Origin of the sequence: Mycobacteroides sp. H003 (genome assembly GCF_001440135.1) — a bacterium.
Classification (GTDB): Bacteria; Actinomycetota; Actinomycetes; order Mycobacteriales; family Mycobacteriaceae; genus Mycobacterium; species Mycobacterium gwanakae.
Genome location: NZ_LJYL01000009.1, coordinates 637,014 through 654,836, shown reverse-complemented (window position 1 = coordinate 654,836; position 17,823 = coordinate 637,014). Strand labels below are relative to the sequence as shown.

The 17,823-nt window shown below is 62.0% G+C and carries 11 protein-coding genes and 3 rRNA genes; 5 read left to right on the top strand and 9 right to left on the bottom strand.

Going from position 1 to position 17,823, the window contains the following annotated elements; all coding sequences use genetic code 11:
- The first annotated feature begins 109 nt into the window (after positions 1–109).
- Genes AOT87_RS03505 through AOT87_RS03495 form a run of 3 tightly spaced genes read left to right on the top strand, consistent with a single transcriptional unit; the run spans position 110 to position 5,904 of the window.
- Entirely contained in the window at positions 110–2,191 is a 2,082-nt protein-coding gene (locus tag AOT87_RS03505; protein ID WP_057968724.1) for an alpha-1,4-glucan--maltose-1-phosphate maltosyltransferase, read from the top strand.
- Positions 2,192–2,208: 17 nt separating this feature from the next.
- Positions 2,209–4,395 (top strand): 1,4-alpha-glucan branching protein GlgB, encoded by a 2,187-nt coding sequence (glgB, locus tag AOT87_RS03500; RefSeq protein ID WP_057968725.1) that lies wholly within the window; start codon positions 2,209–2,211, stop codon positions 4,393–4,395.
- A gap of 54 nt (positions 4,396–4,449) precedes the next feature.
- On the top strand, positions 4,450–5,904 hold the full coding sequence (locus tag AOT87_RS03495) for a neutral zinc metallopeptidase (protein ID WP_057968693.1): 1,455 nt from the start codon (positions 4,450–4,452) through the stop codon (positions 5,902–5,904).
- A gap of 24 nt (positions 5,905–5,928) precedes the next feature.
- Here AOT87_RS03495 and AOT87_RS03490 read toward each other — a convergent pair whose 3' ends face one another.
- The 3 genes from AOT87_RS03490 to AOT87_RS03480 form a co-directional block, all read right to left on the bottom strand.
- Positions 5,929–6,867, bottom strand: coding sequence for a tetratricopeptide repeat protein (locus AOT87_RS03490; protein WP_057968694.1), 939 nt, complete (start codon positions 6,865–6,867; stop codon positions 5,929–5,931).
- A 34-nt stretch (positions 6,868–6,901) separates the two neighbouring features.
- Positions 6,902–7,255, bottom strand: coding sequence for a DUF3817 domain-containing protein (locus AOT87_RS03485; protein ID WP_030094914.1), 354 nt, complete (start codon positions 7,253–7,255; stop codon positions 6,902–6,904).
- Between the two features lie 61 nt (positions 7,256–7,316).
- Positions 7,317–8,495 carry an acetyl-CoA C-acetyltransferase gene (locus tag AOT87_RS03480; protein ID WP_057968695.1) on the bottom strand — a complete coding sequence of 393 codons (1,179 nt, stop codon included), beginning with the start codon at positions 8,493–8,495 and terminating at the stop codon, positions 7,317–7,319.
- A gap of 60 nt (positions 8,496–8,555) precedes the next feature.
- Between AOT87_RS03480 and mce the strand changes: the two genes are divergently transcribed.
- The gene (gene mce, locus AOT87_RS03475; RefSeq protein WP_046252983.1) at positions 8,556–9,029 is read left to right on the top strand and encodes a methylmalonyl-CoA epimerase; all 474 of its coding nucleotides are present in this window, start codon (positions 8,556–8,558) and stop codon (positions 9,027–9,029) included.
- On the opposite strand, the gene AOT87_RS27505 is transcribed toward mce, so the two are convergent.
- On the bottom strand, positions 9,026–9,331 hold the full coding sequence (locus AOT87_RS27505) for a hypothetical protein (protein ID WP_081343196.1): 306 nt from the start codon (positions 9,329–9,331) through the stop codon (positions 9,026–9,028). The genes mce and AOT87_RS27505 overlap by 4 nt on opposite strands.
- 29 nt (positions 9,332–9,360) lie before the next feature.
- A complete protein-coding gene (gene nucS, locus AOT87_RS03465) occupies positions 9,361–10,050 on the bottom strand; it encodes an endonuclease NucS (RefSeq protein WP_030094910.1) in 690 nt (229 codons plus the stop codon).
- 36 nt (positions 10,051–10,086) lie between these two features.
- Between nucS and AOT87_RS03460 the strand changes: the two genes are divergently transcribed.
- Positions 10,087–11,697: an adenylate/guanylate cyclase domain-containing protein gene (locus AOT87_RS03460; protein ID WP_057965122.1), complete on the top strand. Its 1,611-nt coding sequence runs from the start codon at positions 10,087–10,089 to the stop codon at positions 11,695–11,697.
- 17 nt (positions 11,698–11,714) lie between these two features.
- Here the strand turns inward: AOT87_RS03460 and AOT87_RS03455 are convergent, their stop codons facing one another.
- From AOT87_RS03455 to AOT87_RS03440, 4 genes are all read right to left on the bottom strand, one after another.
- A complete protein-coding gene (locus AOT87_RS03455) occupies positions 11,715–12,584 on the bottom strand; it encodes a DUF4436 domain-containing protein (RefSeq protein ID WP_057968697.1) in 870 nt (289 codons plus the stop codon).
- A 92-nt stretch (positions 12,585–12,676) separates the two neighbouring features.
- Positions 12,677–12,793 (bottom strand): 5S ribosomal RNA (gene rrf, locus AOT87_RS03450).
- An 81-nt stretch (positions 12,794–12,874) separates the two neighbouring features.
- Positions 12,875–15,989, bottom strand: a 23S ribosomal RNA gene (locus AOT87_RS03445).
- Positions 15,990–16,285: 296 nt separating this feature from the next.
- Positions 16,286–17,801, bottom strand: a 16S ribosomal RNA gene (locus tag AOT87_RS03440).
- Together the 16S, 23S and 5S rRNA genes form the textbook arrangement of a ribosomal RNA operon.
- Between the last annotated feature and the right edge of the window lie 22 nt (positions 17,802–17,823).

Here is a 17,823-nt window from a genome sequence, read left to right as displayed (position 1 = left end):
CTGTGGAGGTTCCGTCTCGCACGCTCGCGCCGATCACCGGCGTACCGGCGAAGCCTCTGGTAGCGCTTCTGCACCGCACCGCAGGGGCCCGTCTACTACGGTGGACGTGGTGACCGGACGCATAGGCATCGATGATGTCGCCCCCGCGATCTCCGGTGGGCGCTATCCGGCCAAGGCCGTCGTGGGTGAGGTCGTCCCCGTGGCGGCAACCGTCTGGCGTGAAGGCCATGAGGCCGTCTCCGCGACACTGGTGGTGCGCTGCCTCGGGCCCAGCTACCCGCAGCTCTCCGAGGGGCCGTTGCGCCGGATCTCGGCGCCCCGCGAGAAGGACACCAGCGCGACACGAATCAAACCGCTGCATATCCCGATGCAGCCGGGTGGGGCGCTCGATCGATTCCATGCCAGCTTCGTCCCGGACCGGGAGGGGCTGTGGACCTTCCGGGTCGACGGATGGGGCGACCCGATCGCAACCTGGCGCCACAACGTCGAGGCCAAACTGGAAGCGGGGCAGGGCGCTGCCGAGTTGGCCAACGATCTGGAGATCGGTGCGCGCCTGTTCGAACGTGCGGCGGCCGGAGTGCCACGGAAACGTCGGGGGCCGCTGCTGGCCTCAGCGGAAGGGCTGCGCACTCAGGACGACCCGGGAGCTCGCTTTCAACATGCGCTCTCCGATGAGGTACAGGTACTGCTCGCCGAGTTCCCGCTGCGCGATCTGCTCACTCGCGGAACCCAATACGGTATCTGGGTTGACCGCACTCGGGCGCTCTACGGCTCCTGGTACGAGCTGTTCCCGCGTTCCACCGGCGGAGTGGGGCCGGACGGACGGCCCATGCACGGCACACTGGCCACCGCATCGGCCGATCTCGCGCGGGTCGCCGCGATGGGGTTCGATGTGGTGTATCTACCGCCGGTGCATCCGATCGGCGAGATCAACCGCAAGGGCCGCAACAACAATCCAATCGCCGAGCCCGGTGAAGTCGGTTCGCCGTGGGCCATCGGCAGTGCTGCGGGAGGTCACGACGCGATCCACCCCGAGCTGGGAACCCTCAAGGACTTCGACCGGTTCGTGTCCACCGCACGCAAGCTAGGCCTGGAAGTGGCGCTGGACTTGGCACTGCAGTGCGCACCCGATCACCCGTGGGTCAGTGCGCATCCCGAGTGGTTCACCGAACTTCCCGACGGCACCATCGCCTACGCGGAAAATCCTCCCAAGAAGTACCAGGACATCTATCCCCTGAACTTCGACACCGACCCTGCCGGGCTGTACACCGAGGTGCTGCGTGTCGTGCAGCACTGGATTGCCCATGGCGTCAAAATATTTCGGGTAGACAATCCGCACACCAAGCCACCGGACTTCTGGCAATGGTTGATCGGCGAGGTCAAGGCGGCCGATCCCGACGTGTTGTTCCTGTCCGAGGCGTTCACTCGCCCGGCTCGTCTCTACGGACTGGCCCGTCTCGGCTTCACCCAGTCGTACACCTACTTCACCTGGCGCACCGCCAAATCCGAGATCGCCGAGTTCGGCCGAGAGATCGCTGCGCAGGCGGACGTGGCACGCCCGAATCTCTTCGTCAACACCCCGGACATCTTGCACGCGAGCCTTCAGTACGGCGGCCCGGGCATGTTCGCCATCCGAGCGGTCCTCGCCGGCACCTTGAGCCCGACCTGGGGCGTGTACTCCGGATACGAACTCTACGAACACGTCCCGTTGCGCGACGGCAGCGAGGAGTACCTGGACTCGGAGAAGTACCAGCTACGTCCCCGCGATTACAAGGGAGCTGCCGCGCGCGGCGAATCATTGGAGCCATTCATCACCCGACTCAACGAGATCCGCCGGCTACATCCGGCACTGCAACAGCTGCGCAACATCACCTTCCACCACGTCGAGAACGACGCCCTGCTGGCGTACTCCAAGTTCGACCCGGTAACCGGCGATGCCGTCCTGATCGTGGTGAATCTCAACCCCTTCGGGGCCGAGGACGGCACCATCTGGCTCGACCTGCCCGCACTCGGCCTCGATTGGCATGAAACGTTCTGGGTGCGTGACGAGCTCACCGGCGAGCAATACCGCTGGGGCCAAGCCAACTATGTGCGACTGGACCCCCTGACACCTTCTCGGCAAGTGGCGCACATCCTGAATCTGCCGCAGGTCCGCGAGTCGGCCCGCACGCACTTGGTGTTCCGCCCGTGACCACACCTGCGACCTTCCTGAAACCGGATGCCGCCGATCTCGCCAGACTGGTGGCGGGCACCCACCACAATCCGCATTCGATTCTCGGCGCGCACGAGTATGCCAACCCGGGCGGCAAGGGACACACCGTCATTCGCGCGTTCAAACCTGGCGCCACCGCGGTGGCCGCGGTGGTGGGCGACGAGCTGCACCCGATGGCCGACCTCGGGTCCGGACTTTTCGGGGTAGCGCTGCCCTTCCTGGACCTCCTCGACTACCGCCTCAACGTCGACTACAGCGGCACGCCGCTGATCATCGCCGATGCATATCGATTCCTGCCCACGCTGGGCGAAGTGGATCTGCATCTGTTCAACGAGGGCCGTCACGAACGACTCTGGGAAATCCTTGGTGCGCACCCACGCTCGTTCGTCACCGCGGACGGCGAGGTCAGCGGGATCTCCTTTGCGGTGTGGGCACCCAACGCGCACGGGGTCTCGGTAATCGGCGATTTCAACGGGTGGAACGGCAACGACGCCCCCATGCGAACCCTGGGATCCTCCGGAGTCTGGGAACTGTTCTGGCCGGGCATGACGCTCGGTTCGCTTTACAAATTCCGTGTGCACGGCGCCGATGGGTCGGTGACCGACCGCGCCGACCCGTTCGCGTTCGCGACTGAATTGCCGCCTGCCACCGCCTCGCGGGTCACCACGTCGTCTTACTCCTGGCAGGACGAGGAATGGATGACCCGGCGCACCAGCGGCAACCCGGTGTTCGAGCCCATGAGTACCTACGAGGTGCATCTGGCGTCCTGGCGCCCCGGACTCTCCTATCGGGAGCTGGCCCGCGAGCTCACCGACTACGTACTGGCACAAGGTTTCACCCACGTCGAGCTGCTGCCGGTGGCCGAACATCCCTTCGGTGGGTCCTGGGGCTATCAGGTGACCTCGTACTATGCCCCCACCTCGAGGCTGGGCACGCCCGACGACTTCCGCTACCTGGTCGATGCCCTGCACCGGGCGGGAATCGGCGTCATCGTCGACTGGGTACCCGCGCACTTTCCCAAAGATGCGTGGGCGCTGGCCCGCTTCGACGGAACACCCCTATACGAACACGCCGACCCACACCGGGCCGAGCAGCTGGACTGGGGCACATATGTTTTCGACTTCGGGCGCCCCGAGGTTCGCAACTTCCTGGTCGCCAATGCCCTGTTCTGGCTCGACCAGTTCCACATCGACGGGCTGCGAGTCGACGCCGTCGCGTCGATGCTCTACCTGGACTACTCACGCCCCGCGGGTGGCTGGACACCGAACATTCACGGCGGCCGAGAGAATCTCGAGGCGGTGCAGTTCCTGCAGGAGATGAACGCCACCGTGCACAAGCTGCATCCCGGGATTGTCACCGTGGCCGAGGAGTCCACCTCCTGGCCGGGCGTCACCAGGGCGACCAGCCTTGGCGGCCTTGGCTTTTCCATGAAATGGAACATGGGGTGGATGCACGACACCCTGGGCTACCTCGGGCGCGATCCCATCCATCGCAGCTTCCATCACCATGAGATGACCTTTTCGATGCTGTACGCGTTCAGCGAGAATTTCGTGCTGCCGATCAGCCATGACGAGGTGGTGCACGGCAAGGGCACACTGTGGACCCGCATCCCCGGTGATGACCACGCCAAGGCCGCGGGGCTGCGCTGCCTGCTGGCCTACATGTGGGCGCACCCCGGAAAGCAGCTGCTGTTCATGGGTCAGGAGTTCGGTCAGCGGGCCGAATGGTCCGATGAGCGCGGCGTCGACTGGTTCCAGCTGGGCGAGCACGGGTACTCCTCAGGAATCGCGGCGTTGACCGCCGACCTGAATTCGGCCTACCAGCAGCGTCGCGCATTGTGGTCACAAGACACCGCCCCCCAGGGATATTCGTGGATCGACGCCAACGATTCAGCCAACAACGTGCTGAGCTTCCTGCGCTTCGGCGACGACGGTTCGGTGTTGGCCTGCATCTTCAACTTCGCGGGCATCGAGCACGCCAGCTACCGGGTGGGGTTGCCGCTGACCGGACGCTGGCGTGAGGTCATCAACACCGACGCACTGCAGTACCACGGCAGCGGAGTAGGGAACCTGGGCGAAGTCATCGCCGAGGCGAACCCGTGGCACGGCCGCCCGGCCTCGGCCACGCTGGCCCTGCCCCCCGCCGCCGCGATCTGGCTGGAACCCATCTCCGGGGACCTGTAGACAACATTAGGATGCGCTCAACGCAAACTCGCGTAGTTATTAAGGGGTGGCTCGATGTCCAAACGCTGGGTGGCGCTGCTGGTGGGGCTGGTGCTGGTGATCACGTCGTGTGGCCGTCCACTCGGTGGGCAACCTCAATCGATCTACGCCGACCCCCTGCGCGTGGCAGGTATGCCCGCGGTCGACGGCCCCTCCGGCATGAAGCCCGGCGTCCAGATTCCCCAACGCAAGATCGAGAACACCGACAACGGTGAGATCGACGATTACGTCAAGGTGTCCCTGGCGGACATCGAGGATTTCTGGACGCAGTTCTACGGCGATTCGTTCGCCAACTTCCGGCCGGTATCCCGGCTCATCTCGGTCGACTCCCGTAAGGACAACGGCAGCATCAGGTTCTGCGGGGGCAACCTGAACGACTTCATCAATGCCGCGTTTTGTCCACCGGAGAACTCGTTCGCCTGGGATCGTGGCCAGCTGTTCCCCTACCTGCGCAAGCAAATGGGCGAGATGGCGATGAACACCGTCATGGCCCACGAGTACGGACACTCGATCCAGTATCACGCTCAGCTCATCACTCCGATCGACGATCCGAAGATGACCAAGGATCAGGTCGAGTACCTCGTCGACCTCACTCAGGAACAGCAAGCCGACTGCTTCTCCGGCGCCTATCTGCGCTGGGTCGCGCAAGGGGATTCGCCACGATTCACCTTGAACACCGCCGATGGGCTGAACAAGGTCACGGCCGCGATGATCGCGATCCGCGACAACGACACCAGTAAGAAGTGGGCCATCCACGGTTCGGCCTTCGAGCGGGTCTCGGCCTTCCAGTTCGGGTTCACCGACGGCCCCATGGCCTGCAAGCGCATCGATCCCCGGGAGATCCTCAAGCGCCGCGGCGAGCTGCCCAAGGGCCTGGGTGTGGGGCCCAACGGCGACAACTGGCCGATAAACCCGGACACCATCGATGCGGTGCTGACCGCCGCCTCACAGGTGTTCCCCATGGACAACCCACCCAAGGCGGTATACGGCGACGGCAAGTGCTCCGACGGTTCGGGCACCGCGCCGGCCTCGTTCTGCCCCAACGACAATACGATTGCCCTGGATCCAAAGGCCCTGCAGAAGATGGCCACCCCGGTGTCGGACCGGGCGCTGTTCTCCGCGCAAGTCAACGGCGACTATTCGGCGTTCAGCGTGATCGTCTCGCGCTACGCACTGGCGGCAGAAAAGGCCGCGGGTCTGGAGACCGAGGGAATCATGACCGGGTTACGCACCGCGTGCCTGACCGGATACTTCACCTCACGCGCCGCCGGCAGGGGCATCGTGACTCCGCGCGCACCGGTCATCCTCTCCGGCGGCGACCTCGACGAGGCTGTCTCCGAATTGCTCTCCAGCGGCAGGGCTTCCAGCGACGTGAAGGGTGAGACGGCCCCCTCCGGATTCTCCCGCATCGATGCCTACCGAATCGGCGTCCTCGGCAATGACCAAACCTGCGCCAAACGCTTCCCGTAACCGCGGGACAGGACAGCGGCCGAGTCAGAACAGGGCGTTGGCGAGCTTGCGCCGCCCGGCGACCACCGCGGGATCGGCCGGATCAAATAGCTCGAACAGCTCCAGCAGCCGGGCACGCACTTTGGCGCGCTCGTCGTCGCTGGTCACGCGAACAAGTGCGACGAGCCTGTCGAAGGCTGAATCCGGCTGCTGCGAAAGCACTTCCACGTCGGCAGCAGCCAACCCGGCGTCGATGTCACCAGGTGTGGCATCGGCGACCTCGACCGCATCCTGAGGGTGGGCCGTCGCCCGGATCAAGAACTCGATCTGACGCACCGACGCGGTTGCCTCGGCCGCGACCACCCCGGTGGCGCCGTCGTCCAGCAGACCTTGATAGGCGGCACGGGCCGCCTCGAAATCTCCGGAGTCGAGCGCATCACGCGCTGCGGCCAGCGCCGGATCTGTACTTTCTTCGGGGTATTCGGACTCCCCGACATCCTCCCCGTCCGGCGCGGTGGCGTCGGGCAGCTTGCCGGCGACCGCGTCGAGGATGGAGTCAAGCCACCGCCGCAGCTGATCGGCGGGCTGAGGTCCCGCGAAGCTGGTGATAGGCCTCCCGGCGGCCACCGCCACCACGGTAGGCACCGCCTGCACACCGAAAACCTGTGCGATCTGCGGGCTGGTGTCGACGTTGACCCGCGCCAGGGCCCACTTGCCGCGGTCTTGCGCGACCAGGTCACCCAGGGTGGCGGCCAGTGCCGCCGAGGCCTCGCTGCGCGGCGACCCCAGCAGCACGATGACCGGGACACGATTCGACTGCGCCAGTACTTCGGCTTCGAGATTCGCCTCGGTTACCTCGACGGTCCATGCATCTCCGGCCGAGGGCTCGCGAGGACCCGTGGGCTCCTGCGCGCGCTGCTTGAGAGCAGAGAGGTCGACAGCTCCGGACATGGCCGCAGCCATCGCGGGACGTGGTCGGGTCACGCTGTCCAGTCTGTCACGGCTCACGGCCTCCGCACTACGGTCCAGCGTCGCCCGTCGCCGCAGACCCCGCGACGGGCAATTTACCCGTCTTATCAGCCCATATGACAAAGATCACACTGCACAATGGGGCAACTCCAGCTAACAGTGCGAGCAACCAGGTGAGCGGACTCCAGCGGTATTCACGGCCCGCGAGGAAGCCCAACACCAGGTACGCGATGAAGACGATGCCGTGGATCCAGCCGAAGACCTTCACACCGATCTCGTTACCCGGGTCCGGCACGTACTTGAAGAACATCCCGGTGAGCAGACCTGCCCAGCTGATGGCCTCGAGCAACGCGACGGTGCGAAACCTGCTGGCGGTGCTGCGCAGGTCGAAAAGCTGTGTCATGCCCTCAGTCTGCCCGATACAGCGCCCGACACATCACCGATCTACTACGTCGCGTCGTAAATCACACTCGCACGATCAGGGCATCGCCCTGACCGCCGCCGCCGCACAGTGCGGCCACACCGATTCCGCCGCCGCGGCGCTTGAGTTCCTGCGCCAGGTGCAAGGTGATCCGGGCACCCGACATTCCGATGGGATGACCGATGGCGATCGCTCCGCCGTTGACATTGACCTTGGCCGGGTCGATACCCAGGTCTTTCACCGAGGCCAAGCCCACCAGGGCGAAGGCCTCATTGATCTCGACCAGATCGAGCTGATCGGGGGAAATCCCTTCCCGCTCACAAGCCTTCCGAATGGCGTTAGCCGGCTGCAGCTGCAGGCTGGAATCGGGACCGGCGACCACGCCATGGGCACCGATCTCGGCGATCCACTCCAGCCCCTCGCGCTCCGCGCGCTCCTTGCTCATCACCACCACCGCACAGGCGCCGTCGGAGATCGGCGAGGACGACCCCGCCGTGATGGTGCCGTCCTTGCTGAACGCCGGACGCAGCCCCGCCAGCGACGCCGCGGTGGTGTCCGCGCGGATGCCCTCGTCTTCGGCGAACTCGATCGGATCACCCTTACGCTGCGGGATCTGAACCGAGACCACCTCGTCGGCGAAGACACCGTCCTTCCACGCACGGGCGGCATTCTGGTGCGAGCGCGCCGCGAATTCGTCTTGCTCCTCGCGGGTGAACTTATCGGCCGCGTTGCGCTGTTCGGTGAGGATGCCCATGGCCTGGTCGGTGAAGGCGTCATGCAGGCCGTCGAAGGCCATGTGGTCAACGAGCGTCACATCGCCGTACTTGAAACCGAAGCGGCTCTTGGGCAGCAGATGCGGGGCGTTGGTCATCGATTCCTGCCCACCGGCGACGACAACCTCGAACTCACCGGCCCGAATCAGCTGGTCAGCCAGCGCAATGGCGTCGACACCCGAGAGGCACACCTTGTTGATGGTGAGCGCCGGCACATCCATACCGATTCCGCCGGCAACGGCAGCCTGGCGTGCGGGAATCTGCCCGGCGCCCGCGGTGAGCACCTGGCCCATGATCACGTAATCGACCGCAGACGGCGCCACCTTGGCCTTCTCCAGGGCGCCCTTGATGGCGATACCGCCGAGCTGAGCGCCCGAGAAGTCCTTCAGCGATCCCTGGAAGCGGCCAACGGGTGTACGTGCTCCAGCAACAATCACGGACGTGCTCATCGAATCTCCTTAATACTGCTCGAGTGGACGCCGTTTTCTGGAACGCGTTACCGTTGCGTTATGACGACATCGTCTCCTCTTGATGTTCCCTCGATCCTATCGACCGGTCTGGTGACCGCGATCGACCACGTGGGCATCGCGGTGCCCGACCTGGACGTCGCAATCGAGTGGTACCACGAACACCTGGGCATGATCCTGGTGCACGAGGAGATCAACGAGGGGCAGGGCGTCCGCGAGGCGATGCTGTCCTTCCCCGGCGCCGAACCCGGCAGCTCACAGATCCAGCTGATGGCACCGCTGAATGAGTCCTCGCCGATCGCCAAGTTCCTGAGCACCAAGGGAGCGGGTCTGCAGCAGCTGGCCTACCGCGTCACCGATATCGATGCGCTGTCCGATCAGCTCCGCGCCGCGGGCGTACGAGTGCTGTACGACGAGCCGCGCATCGGCACCGCGAACTCACGGATCAACTTCCTGCATCCCAAGGACACCGGCGGCGTGCTCATCGAGCTCGTCCAGCCGACGCAGTCGCACTAACTCCAACGCCGCGTCGGGCTCCGATTCGCGCGGTTACTCCAGCACGGCGTATGCCAGTGCCGACGGTCCTCCACTCCCCTGTCCTGCCCCTCGGAGACGGGCCACACCACCACATGAGCTACGCCGATCGCGATCTCGTGATCACAGCCGGGGCAGCGGTAGACCTTGATCGCACGCGCTGCAGCGATCCGGCGCACACGGTAGTCCAGCCCGTCGGTCCCCTGCTCCACCTGGTCGCGGCCGAGGGGCGGCACACCGGCACGGTCGGCCGCGGCACGGCGCGGCGGATGTCGGCGGCCCATGCGGTGATTCTATGAGTGGTCGGGCAATTTCAGAACAAACGGAATTCGTCTGAGTCCATTCCCCGCATCGCGTCGTAGTCCAGTGTGAGACAACGGATTCCGCGATCTTCGGCAAGGGTGCGAGCCTGCGGCTTGATCTGCTGCGCGGCGAAGACTCCGGCGACGGGCGCCAGCGTGGTGTCCCGGTTGAGCAGTTCGAGGTAGCGGGTGAGCTGCTCGACGCCGTCGATCTCACCCCGGCGCTTGATCTCGACGGCAACAGTCGCACCGTCGGCGTCCCGGCACAGCAGGTCAACCGGCCCGATGGGCGTCATGTACTCGCGCCGCACCAGGGTGTATCCGTCGCCAAGCAGCGCGACGTGCTCGGCGAGCAACTCCTGCAGGTGTGCCTCGACTCCATCCTTGACCAATCCGGGGTCGACCCCGAGCTCGTGGGCAGAGTCGTGCTCGATGTTCTCGATGGTGATCCGCAGCTGTTCACCGGCCTTGTTCTCCACCACCCAGACGGTCGAGGCACCCGCTTCGGCCGACTCCTCGTTCTCCGTCTCGACGAGCCAGCACGGCGGGCTCATCCAGTTCAACGGCTTGTAGGCACGGTCATCGGCGTGCACGCTCACCGAACCATCGGCCTTGATGAGCAGGAGCCGCTTGGCAGACGGTAGATGGGCGGTGAGCCGACCGACATAATTAACGGTGCATTGAGCTACGACGAGACGCACCGGCCCACTGTATAGGGAGTTAGGCTGGCGACAACTATGGCAAACGAGTCGATTCGCGCAGTGTCGCAGCGAGTGGGCCGTGCCCTGGCCGCGATCACCGGGCAGACCGGCCGGCTCGAGGCCGGCGACGGGTACGGATCGTGGCTGCTGGGCCGCTATGACGAAAGCACGCTCATCCAGCGCATCCGCATCCAGCTGATGCTGACCGTGTTCGTGGTGGCCGCCAACCTGATTGGTGTCGCCGTCGTCATCCTGCTGGTGCTCGTGGCGGTGCCCGATCCCAACGTCTTCGATGCGCCCTGGTGGATCCACTTCGTGGTCGTTCCGGTGTACGTCACGCTCGCGGTGCTCATCGGCGCCGTCTGGGGCACCCGCCGGATCTTCAAGGTGGTGCGGTGGGCACTCGATGAACGGGAGCCGACCAAGGCGGACCAGCGCAACGCGTTCGCAGTCCCGCGGCGACTCACGGTCGTCGAGGCGATCCTGTGGGCGGGCGGCACCGCCCTGTTCACCACGCTCTACGGTCTGCAAAATCCGCTCTACATCCCCAAGATCTTCTTCGCGGTGGGGTTCAGCGGTGTCGTGGTGTGTGCGGCCAACTATCTGTTCACCGAATTCGCGATGCGGCCCGTCGCCGCACGAGCCCTCGAAGCCGGATACCGCAGAAGGCGACTCGCTTCCGGAATCATGGTGCGCACCATGCTGGCCTGGGTGCTGGGATCTGGCGTGCCCGCCGTCGGCATCATGCTCGCCGGTGTCGGAGCGCTGATCTTCGGCAACTTCACGGTCAACCAGCTCGCGGTGGCGGTCATCATCATCGCCGCTGCGATCCCAACCTTCGGGCTCATCCTCATCTGGATCTCCTCCTGGATGCTCGCCACCCCGGTGAAGGAGGTTCAGTCCGCGCTCAAGCGCGTCGAGCAGAACGACCTGGACGTGAACCTGGTGGTTTACGACGGCACCGAGCTGGGCGAGCTGCAGGCAGGTTTCAACACCATGGCGGAGGGACTGCGCGAGCGCGAGCGCGTCCGGGATCTCTTCGGCAAGCATGTCGGCCGCGAGGTCGCCGCTGCCGCCGAGTTGCAACAGCCCGCGCTCGGCGGCGAAGAACGCCACGTCGCAGTGCTTTTCGCCGATATCGTTGGATCCACCCAGCTGGCAGCCACCCGGCCGGCCATCGAGGTGGTCGCACTGCTGAACCGATTCTTTACCGTCGTCGTCGAAGAAATCGACCGATACGAGGGCATGGTCAACAAGTTCGAGGGCGATGCCACCCTCGCGGTGTTCGGAGCACCCGTTCGGCAAGACCGCCCCGAGAGCCAGGCGCTCGCCGCTGCTCGCGCCATTGCCCGCCGACTACGGGCCGAGGTCCCCGAATGCCAAGCAGGCATCGGTGTCGCCTCGGGGCAGGCGGTGGCCGGAAACGTCGGCGCTCACGACCGTTTCGAATACACCGTGATCGGCGACCCGGTCAACGAGGCAGCCCGGCTCTGCGAGCTCTCCAAAACCGTGCCCGGACACTTGGTGGCCTCGTTAGACACCGTGTTGCGCGCACACCATCGCGAGGCGCTGCACTGGCGTTCCGGCGATACCGTGACCTTGCGTGGCCGCGCCGAGCCCACCGAGCTTGCGGTACCTGTGGCCTGAGGCTGTCGCACCGCGGCCTATTCGGACTGCTTCCACCAGGCTTCGACATAGAGCACCATCGCCACGACGAGTGCGATGAGCACCCACAGCACCAAGGCTTGGTCTATCCATGCTCCCGGTGGCGGCGCCCCGGGCAGGATGTTCCGCAGCGGCACGATCGCGAACAACATGGTGCCGAACCACGTGGTGAGCGGTGGGTGGAACTTCTTCCTCCCCCGCACCGTCTCAATCGCCACAATCAGCGCCATCGTCGGAAGTGTGATCAACACAAGACAGATACCGACATCGAATGCCAGCGTGCCCCGGGCTCGCACCAAAGTAATTGTGGTCTGGTCGCCCTTGCCTGCCGGAGCTTGCGACGTCTCCGTCGACACGCGCCATCCGCCCAGGCTTCCGATCACTTCGATACGAGCAGGCACGGTACGTCGCCCTTCACCGTTGCCCACCATGACCTCGGCGCGCAGCTTCTCGGTGGAGTACTCATCGAAGGGCCATGATTGCGCGTCGCCCGTTGCGACCAGAGTGTCGTCCATAGCCGCGGGTAACGTGCCCCGCGGAAAATGCCGCTCCCCATAATCCAGCGATGACACCAAGCGGACGGACATGTCCGCGTTCAACAGGCCAAAGGCGTCAAGGTTCGCCTTCGCGGGCAGCACCACGATCTCAGAATCCAACCGGTTATTCACGGTCCGCAGATCCTGCAGATCAATGACCACCACAGTCTCGTTGTCCCGGGACAGATCGAGATCGGCCGAAGCCGGCCCCGAATGATGATCCAGCATTCGGTAAATGACAAGAAATCCGACGTAGATGACCAGCACGAGTACGACCGCACCTACGGTGGTGGCCGTCGGCTTCAGTTTGAAGCGCCCCTTCAATGCCTGCACAAGATTCCCATCTCTACCGTCGCGCTATTCGAAAAATCTAACAGCAGAAATGAAAACACCCCCCAGTTTCCTGGGGGGTGTTTCCAATTTATGTTCGGCGGTGTCCTACTCTTCCGTTCCGTGTTGAGAACAGTACCATCGGCGCTGAGAGGCTTAGCTTCCGGGTTCGGGATGGGACCGGGCGTTTCCCTCTCGCTGTGGCCGCCGTAACTCTTTCGTGTGATTAACACACAAGTTATCTGGTGGTGGAGTGTGGTCGTCAAATGACGACGAATAGTGGTTGCGATTTATTAGTAAGTTTTCGGTCGATTAGTGCCAGTTCCCTGAACGTATTACTACGCTTACAGGTCTGGCCTATTGAACCCATAGTCTGTGGGTGACCTTATCCCTCTAAAAGGGTAAGAAACCTGGTCTTGGAATAGGTTTCCCGCTTAGATGCTTTCAGCGGTTATCCTGTCCGAACGTAGCTATCCAGCCGTGCTCCTGGTGGAACAACTGGTACACCAGAGGTTCGTCCGTCCCGGTCCTCTCGTACTAGGGACAGGTTTCCTCAAGTTTCTGACGCGCGCGGCGGATAGAGACCGAACTGTCTCACGACGTTCTAAACCCAGCTCGCGTGCCGCTTTAATGGGCGAACAGCCCAACCCTTGGGACCTGCTCCAGCCCCAGGATGCGACGAGCCGACATCGAGGTGCCAAACCATCCCGTCGATATGGACTCTTGGGGAAGATCAGCCTGTTATCCCCGGGGTACCTTTTATCCGTTGAGCGACATCCCTTCCACTCAGAGATGCCGGATCACTAGTCCCGACTTTCGTCCCTGCTCGACTTGTAAGTCTCGCAGTCAAGCTCCCTTGTGCACTTGCACTCAACACCTGATTGCCGTCCAGGTTGAGGGAACCTTTGGGCGCCTCCGTTACATTTTGGGAGGCAACCGCCCCAGTTAAACTACCCACCAGGCACTGTCCCTGGACCGGATATACGGTCCGAGGTTAGAGGTTCAATACGATCAGAGTGGTATTTCAACGATGACTCCACAAACACTGGCGTGCCTGCTTCACAGTCTCCCACCTATCCTACACAAACCGAACCAAACGCCAATACCAAGCTATAGTGAAGGTCCCGGGGTCTTTTCGTCCTGCCGCGCGTAACGAGCATCTTTACTCGTAGTGCAATTTCGCCGAGTCTATGGTTGAGACAGTTGAGAAGTCGTTACGCCATTCGTGCAGGTCGGAACTTACCCGACAAGGAATTTCGCTACCTTAGGATGGTTATAGTTACCACCGCCGTTTACTGGGGCTTAAATTCTCCGCTTCACCCAAGGGTTAACGGGTCCTCTTAACCTTCCAGCACCGGGCAGGCGTCAGTCCGTATACATCGTCTTGCGACTTCGCACGGACCTGTGTTTTTAGTAAACAGTCGCTTCTCACTGGTCTCTGCGACCTCGTTCAGCTCACGGAGCAAGTCCGGTCACCAAGCGAGGTCCCCCTTCTCCCGAAGTTACGGGGGTATTTTGCCGAGTTCCTTAACCATAGTTATCTCGTACGCCTTAGTATTCTCTACCTGACCACCTGTGTTGGTTTGGGGTACGGGCCGTGTGTGAACTCACTAGAGGCTTTTCTTGGCAGCATAGGATCACTGAATTCGCCTCAATCGGCTATGCGTCACCTCTCAGGCTTAATGACGTCCGGATTTACCTAGACATCGCCCTACGGGCTTGCTCCGGTATAACCACTAACCGGTACAGCTACCTTCCTGCGTCACCCCATCGCTTGACTACTACCACCGAAGGTCCCACGCAGCGGGTTCACGTCGCACTCCGAAGAGATTGATCTAGAACCTTTTGGGTGGTTAGTACCGATGATTCATCATGGGCGCGCACACACGGGTACGGGAATATCAACCCGTTGTCCATCGACTACGCCTGTCGGCCTCGCCTTAGGTCCCGACTTACCCTGGGAGGACTAGCCTGGCCCAGGAACCCTTGGTCATTCGGCGGGCAAGTTTCTCACTTGCCTGTCGCTACTCATGCCTGCATTCTCACTCCCGCACCCTCCACTGCTGGATTACTCCGCAGCTTCGCTGGGTGCAGGACGCTCCCCTACCCATCCATGCCACTGCCCCGAAGGGAATGTATTGCATGAATGCCGCGGCTTCGGCGGTGTACTTGAGCCCCGCTACATTGTCGGCGCACAATCACTTGACCAGTGAGCTATTACGCACTCTTTCAAGGGTGGCTGCTTCTAAGCCAACCTCCTGGTTGTCTTTGCGACTGCACATCCTTTTCCACTTAGTACACGCTTAGGGGCCTTAGCCGGCGATCTGGGCTGTTTCCCTCTCGACGTACGGAGCTTCTCCCCCGCCGTCTCACTGCCGCGCTCTAACTTATTGGCATTCGGAGTTTGGCTGACGTCAGTAACCTAGTAGGGCCCATCGGCCATCCAGTAGCTCTACCTCCAATAAGAAACACGCGACGCTGCACCTAAATGCATTTCGGGGAGAACCAGCTATCACGGAGTTTGATTGGCCTTTCACCCCTACCCACAGCTCATCCCCTCAGTCTTCAACCTAAGTGGGTTCGGGCCTCCACGGCGTCTTACCGCCGCTTCACCCTGGCCATGGGTAGATCACTCCGCTTCGGGTCCAGAACACGCCACTATGGGCGCCCTATTCAGACTCGCTTTCGCTACGGCTACCCCTCACGGGTTAACCTCGCGACGTGTCCCTGACTCGCAGGCTCATTCTTCAAAAGGCACGCCATCACCCCACAAAGGAGGCTTTGACGGATTGTAGGCACATGGTTTCAGGTACTATTTCACTCCCCTCCCGGGGTACTTTTCACCATTCCCTCACGGTACTAATCCGCTATCGGTCACTAGAGAGTATTTAGGCTTACCGGGTGGTCCCGGCAGATTCACAGCAGATTCCACGAGCCCGCTGCTACTCGGGATGAAGTACGAGACAGGTGTCGGATTTTCGCGTACCGGACTCTCACCGTCTGCGGCGGGCCGTCCCAGACCACTTCCGCTAATCACGACACTTTTTTACTGTCCGCCGGCCTGGTAGAACCGGCAAGTACAACTCCCACAACCCCGCACACACAACCCCTACCAGGTATCACATGCATGCGGTTTAGCCATCTTCCGCTTTCGCTCGCCACTACTCACGGAATCACGGTTGTTTTCTCTTCCTACGGGTACTGAGATGTTTCACTTCCCCGCGTTTCCTCCCAAAGCCTATATATTCAGCAGTGGGTAACACGACATCACTCGTGCTGGGTTTCCCCATTCGGACATCCTCGGATCAAAGCTCGGTTGGCAGCTCCCCGAGGCTTATCGCAGCCTCCTACGTCCTTCTTCGGCTTCTAGTGCCAAGGCATTCACCATGTGCCCTTAAGAACTTAGCTAATAAATTGCAAAAACTAACCTCACTCGTAAACGAGCGAGGCTTGTTAGATGCTCGCAACCACTATCCATAAGTCAAAGACCACACCCCACCACCAAGCAGGGTGACAACACAATGTGTTGCCTCAGAACCCAACAGTGTGCCAGCGTTTCAATTCTATTGACAGTCCGACGTTTTGCCGACTACCTATCCACGGGGTGGACAGGATTTATAAAACATATTCACCAAGCGAGTAACCACTACAGAAACTCACTTTATGTTCCCAAGCTCATTCGGCTAGGAAATGGTGCTCCTTAGAAAGGAGGTGATCCAGCCGCACCTTCCGGTACGGCTACCTTGTTACGACTTCGTCCCAATCGCCGATCCCACCTTCGACAGCTCCCTCCAAAAGGTTAGGCCACTGGCTTCGGGTGTTACCGACTTTCATGACGTGACGGGCGGTGTGTACAAGGCCCGGGAACGTATTCACCGCAGCGTTGCTGATCTGCGATTACTAGCGACTCCGACTTCATGGGGTCGAGTTGCAGACCCCAATCCGAACTGAGACCAGCTTTAAGGGATTCGCTCCACCTTGCGGCTTCGCAGCCCTCTGTACTGGCCATTGTAGCATGTGTGAAGCCCTGGACATAAGGGGCATGATGACTTGACGTCATCCCCACCTTCCTCCGAGTTGACCCCGGCAGTCTCCTACGAGTCCCCGGCATTACCCGCTGGCAACATAGGACAAGGGTTGCGCTCGTTGCGGGACTTAACCCAACATCTCACGACACGAGCTGACGACAGCCATGCACCACCTGCACACAGGCCACAAGGGAATACCTATCTCTAGGTACGTCCTGTGCATGTCAAACCCAGGTAAGGTTCTTCGCGTTGCATCGAATTAATCCACATGCTCCGCCGCTTGTGCGGGCCCCCGTCAATTCCTTTGAGTTTTAGTCTTGCGACCGTACTCCCCAGGCGGGGTACTTAATGCGTTAGCTACGGCACGGATCCCAAGGAAGGAAACCCACACCTAGTACCCACCGTTTACGGCGTGGACTACCAGGGTATCTAATCCTGTTCGCTACCCACGCTTTCGCTCCTCAGCGTCAGTTACTGCCCAGAGACCCGCCTTCGCCACCGGTGTTCCTCCTGATATCTGCGCATTCCACCGCTACACCAGGAATTCCAGTCTCCCCTGCAGTACTCTAGTCTGCCCGTATCGCCCGCACGCCCACAGTTAAGCTGTGAGTTTTCACGAACAACGCGACAAACCACCTACGAGCTCTTTACGCCCAGTAATTCCGGACAACGCTCGGACCCTACGTATTACCGCGGCTGCTGGCACGTAGTTGGCCGGTCCTTCTTCTGTAGGTACCGTCACTTTCGCTTCGTCCCTACTGAAAGAGGTTTACAACCCGAAGGCCGTCATCCCTCACGCGGCGTCGCTGCATCAGGCTTGCGCCCATTGTGCAATATTCCCCACTGCTGCCTCCCGTAGGAGTCTGGGCCGTATCTCAGTCCCAGTGTGGCCGGTCACCCTCTCAGGCCGGCTACCCGTCGTCGCCTTGGTGGGCCATTACCCCACCAACAAGCTGATAGGCCGCGGGCTCATCCCACACCGCAAAAGCTTTGCACCACTCACCATGAAGTGTGTGGTCCTATCCGGTATTAGACCCAGTTTCCCAGGCTTATCCCAGAGTGCAGGGCAGATCACCCACGTGTTACTCACCCGTTCGCCACTCGAGTACCCCGAAGGGCCTTTCCGTTCGACTTGCATGTGTTAAGCACGCCGCCAGCGTTCGTCCTGAGCCAGGATCAAACTCTCCAAACAAAATTTAATCCCGACAAAACAA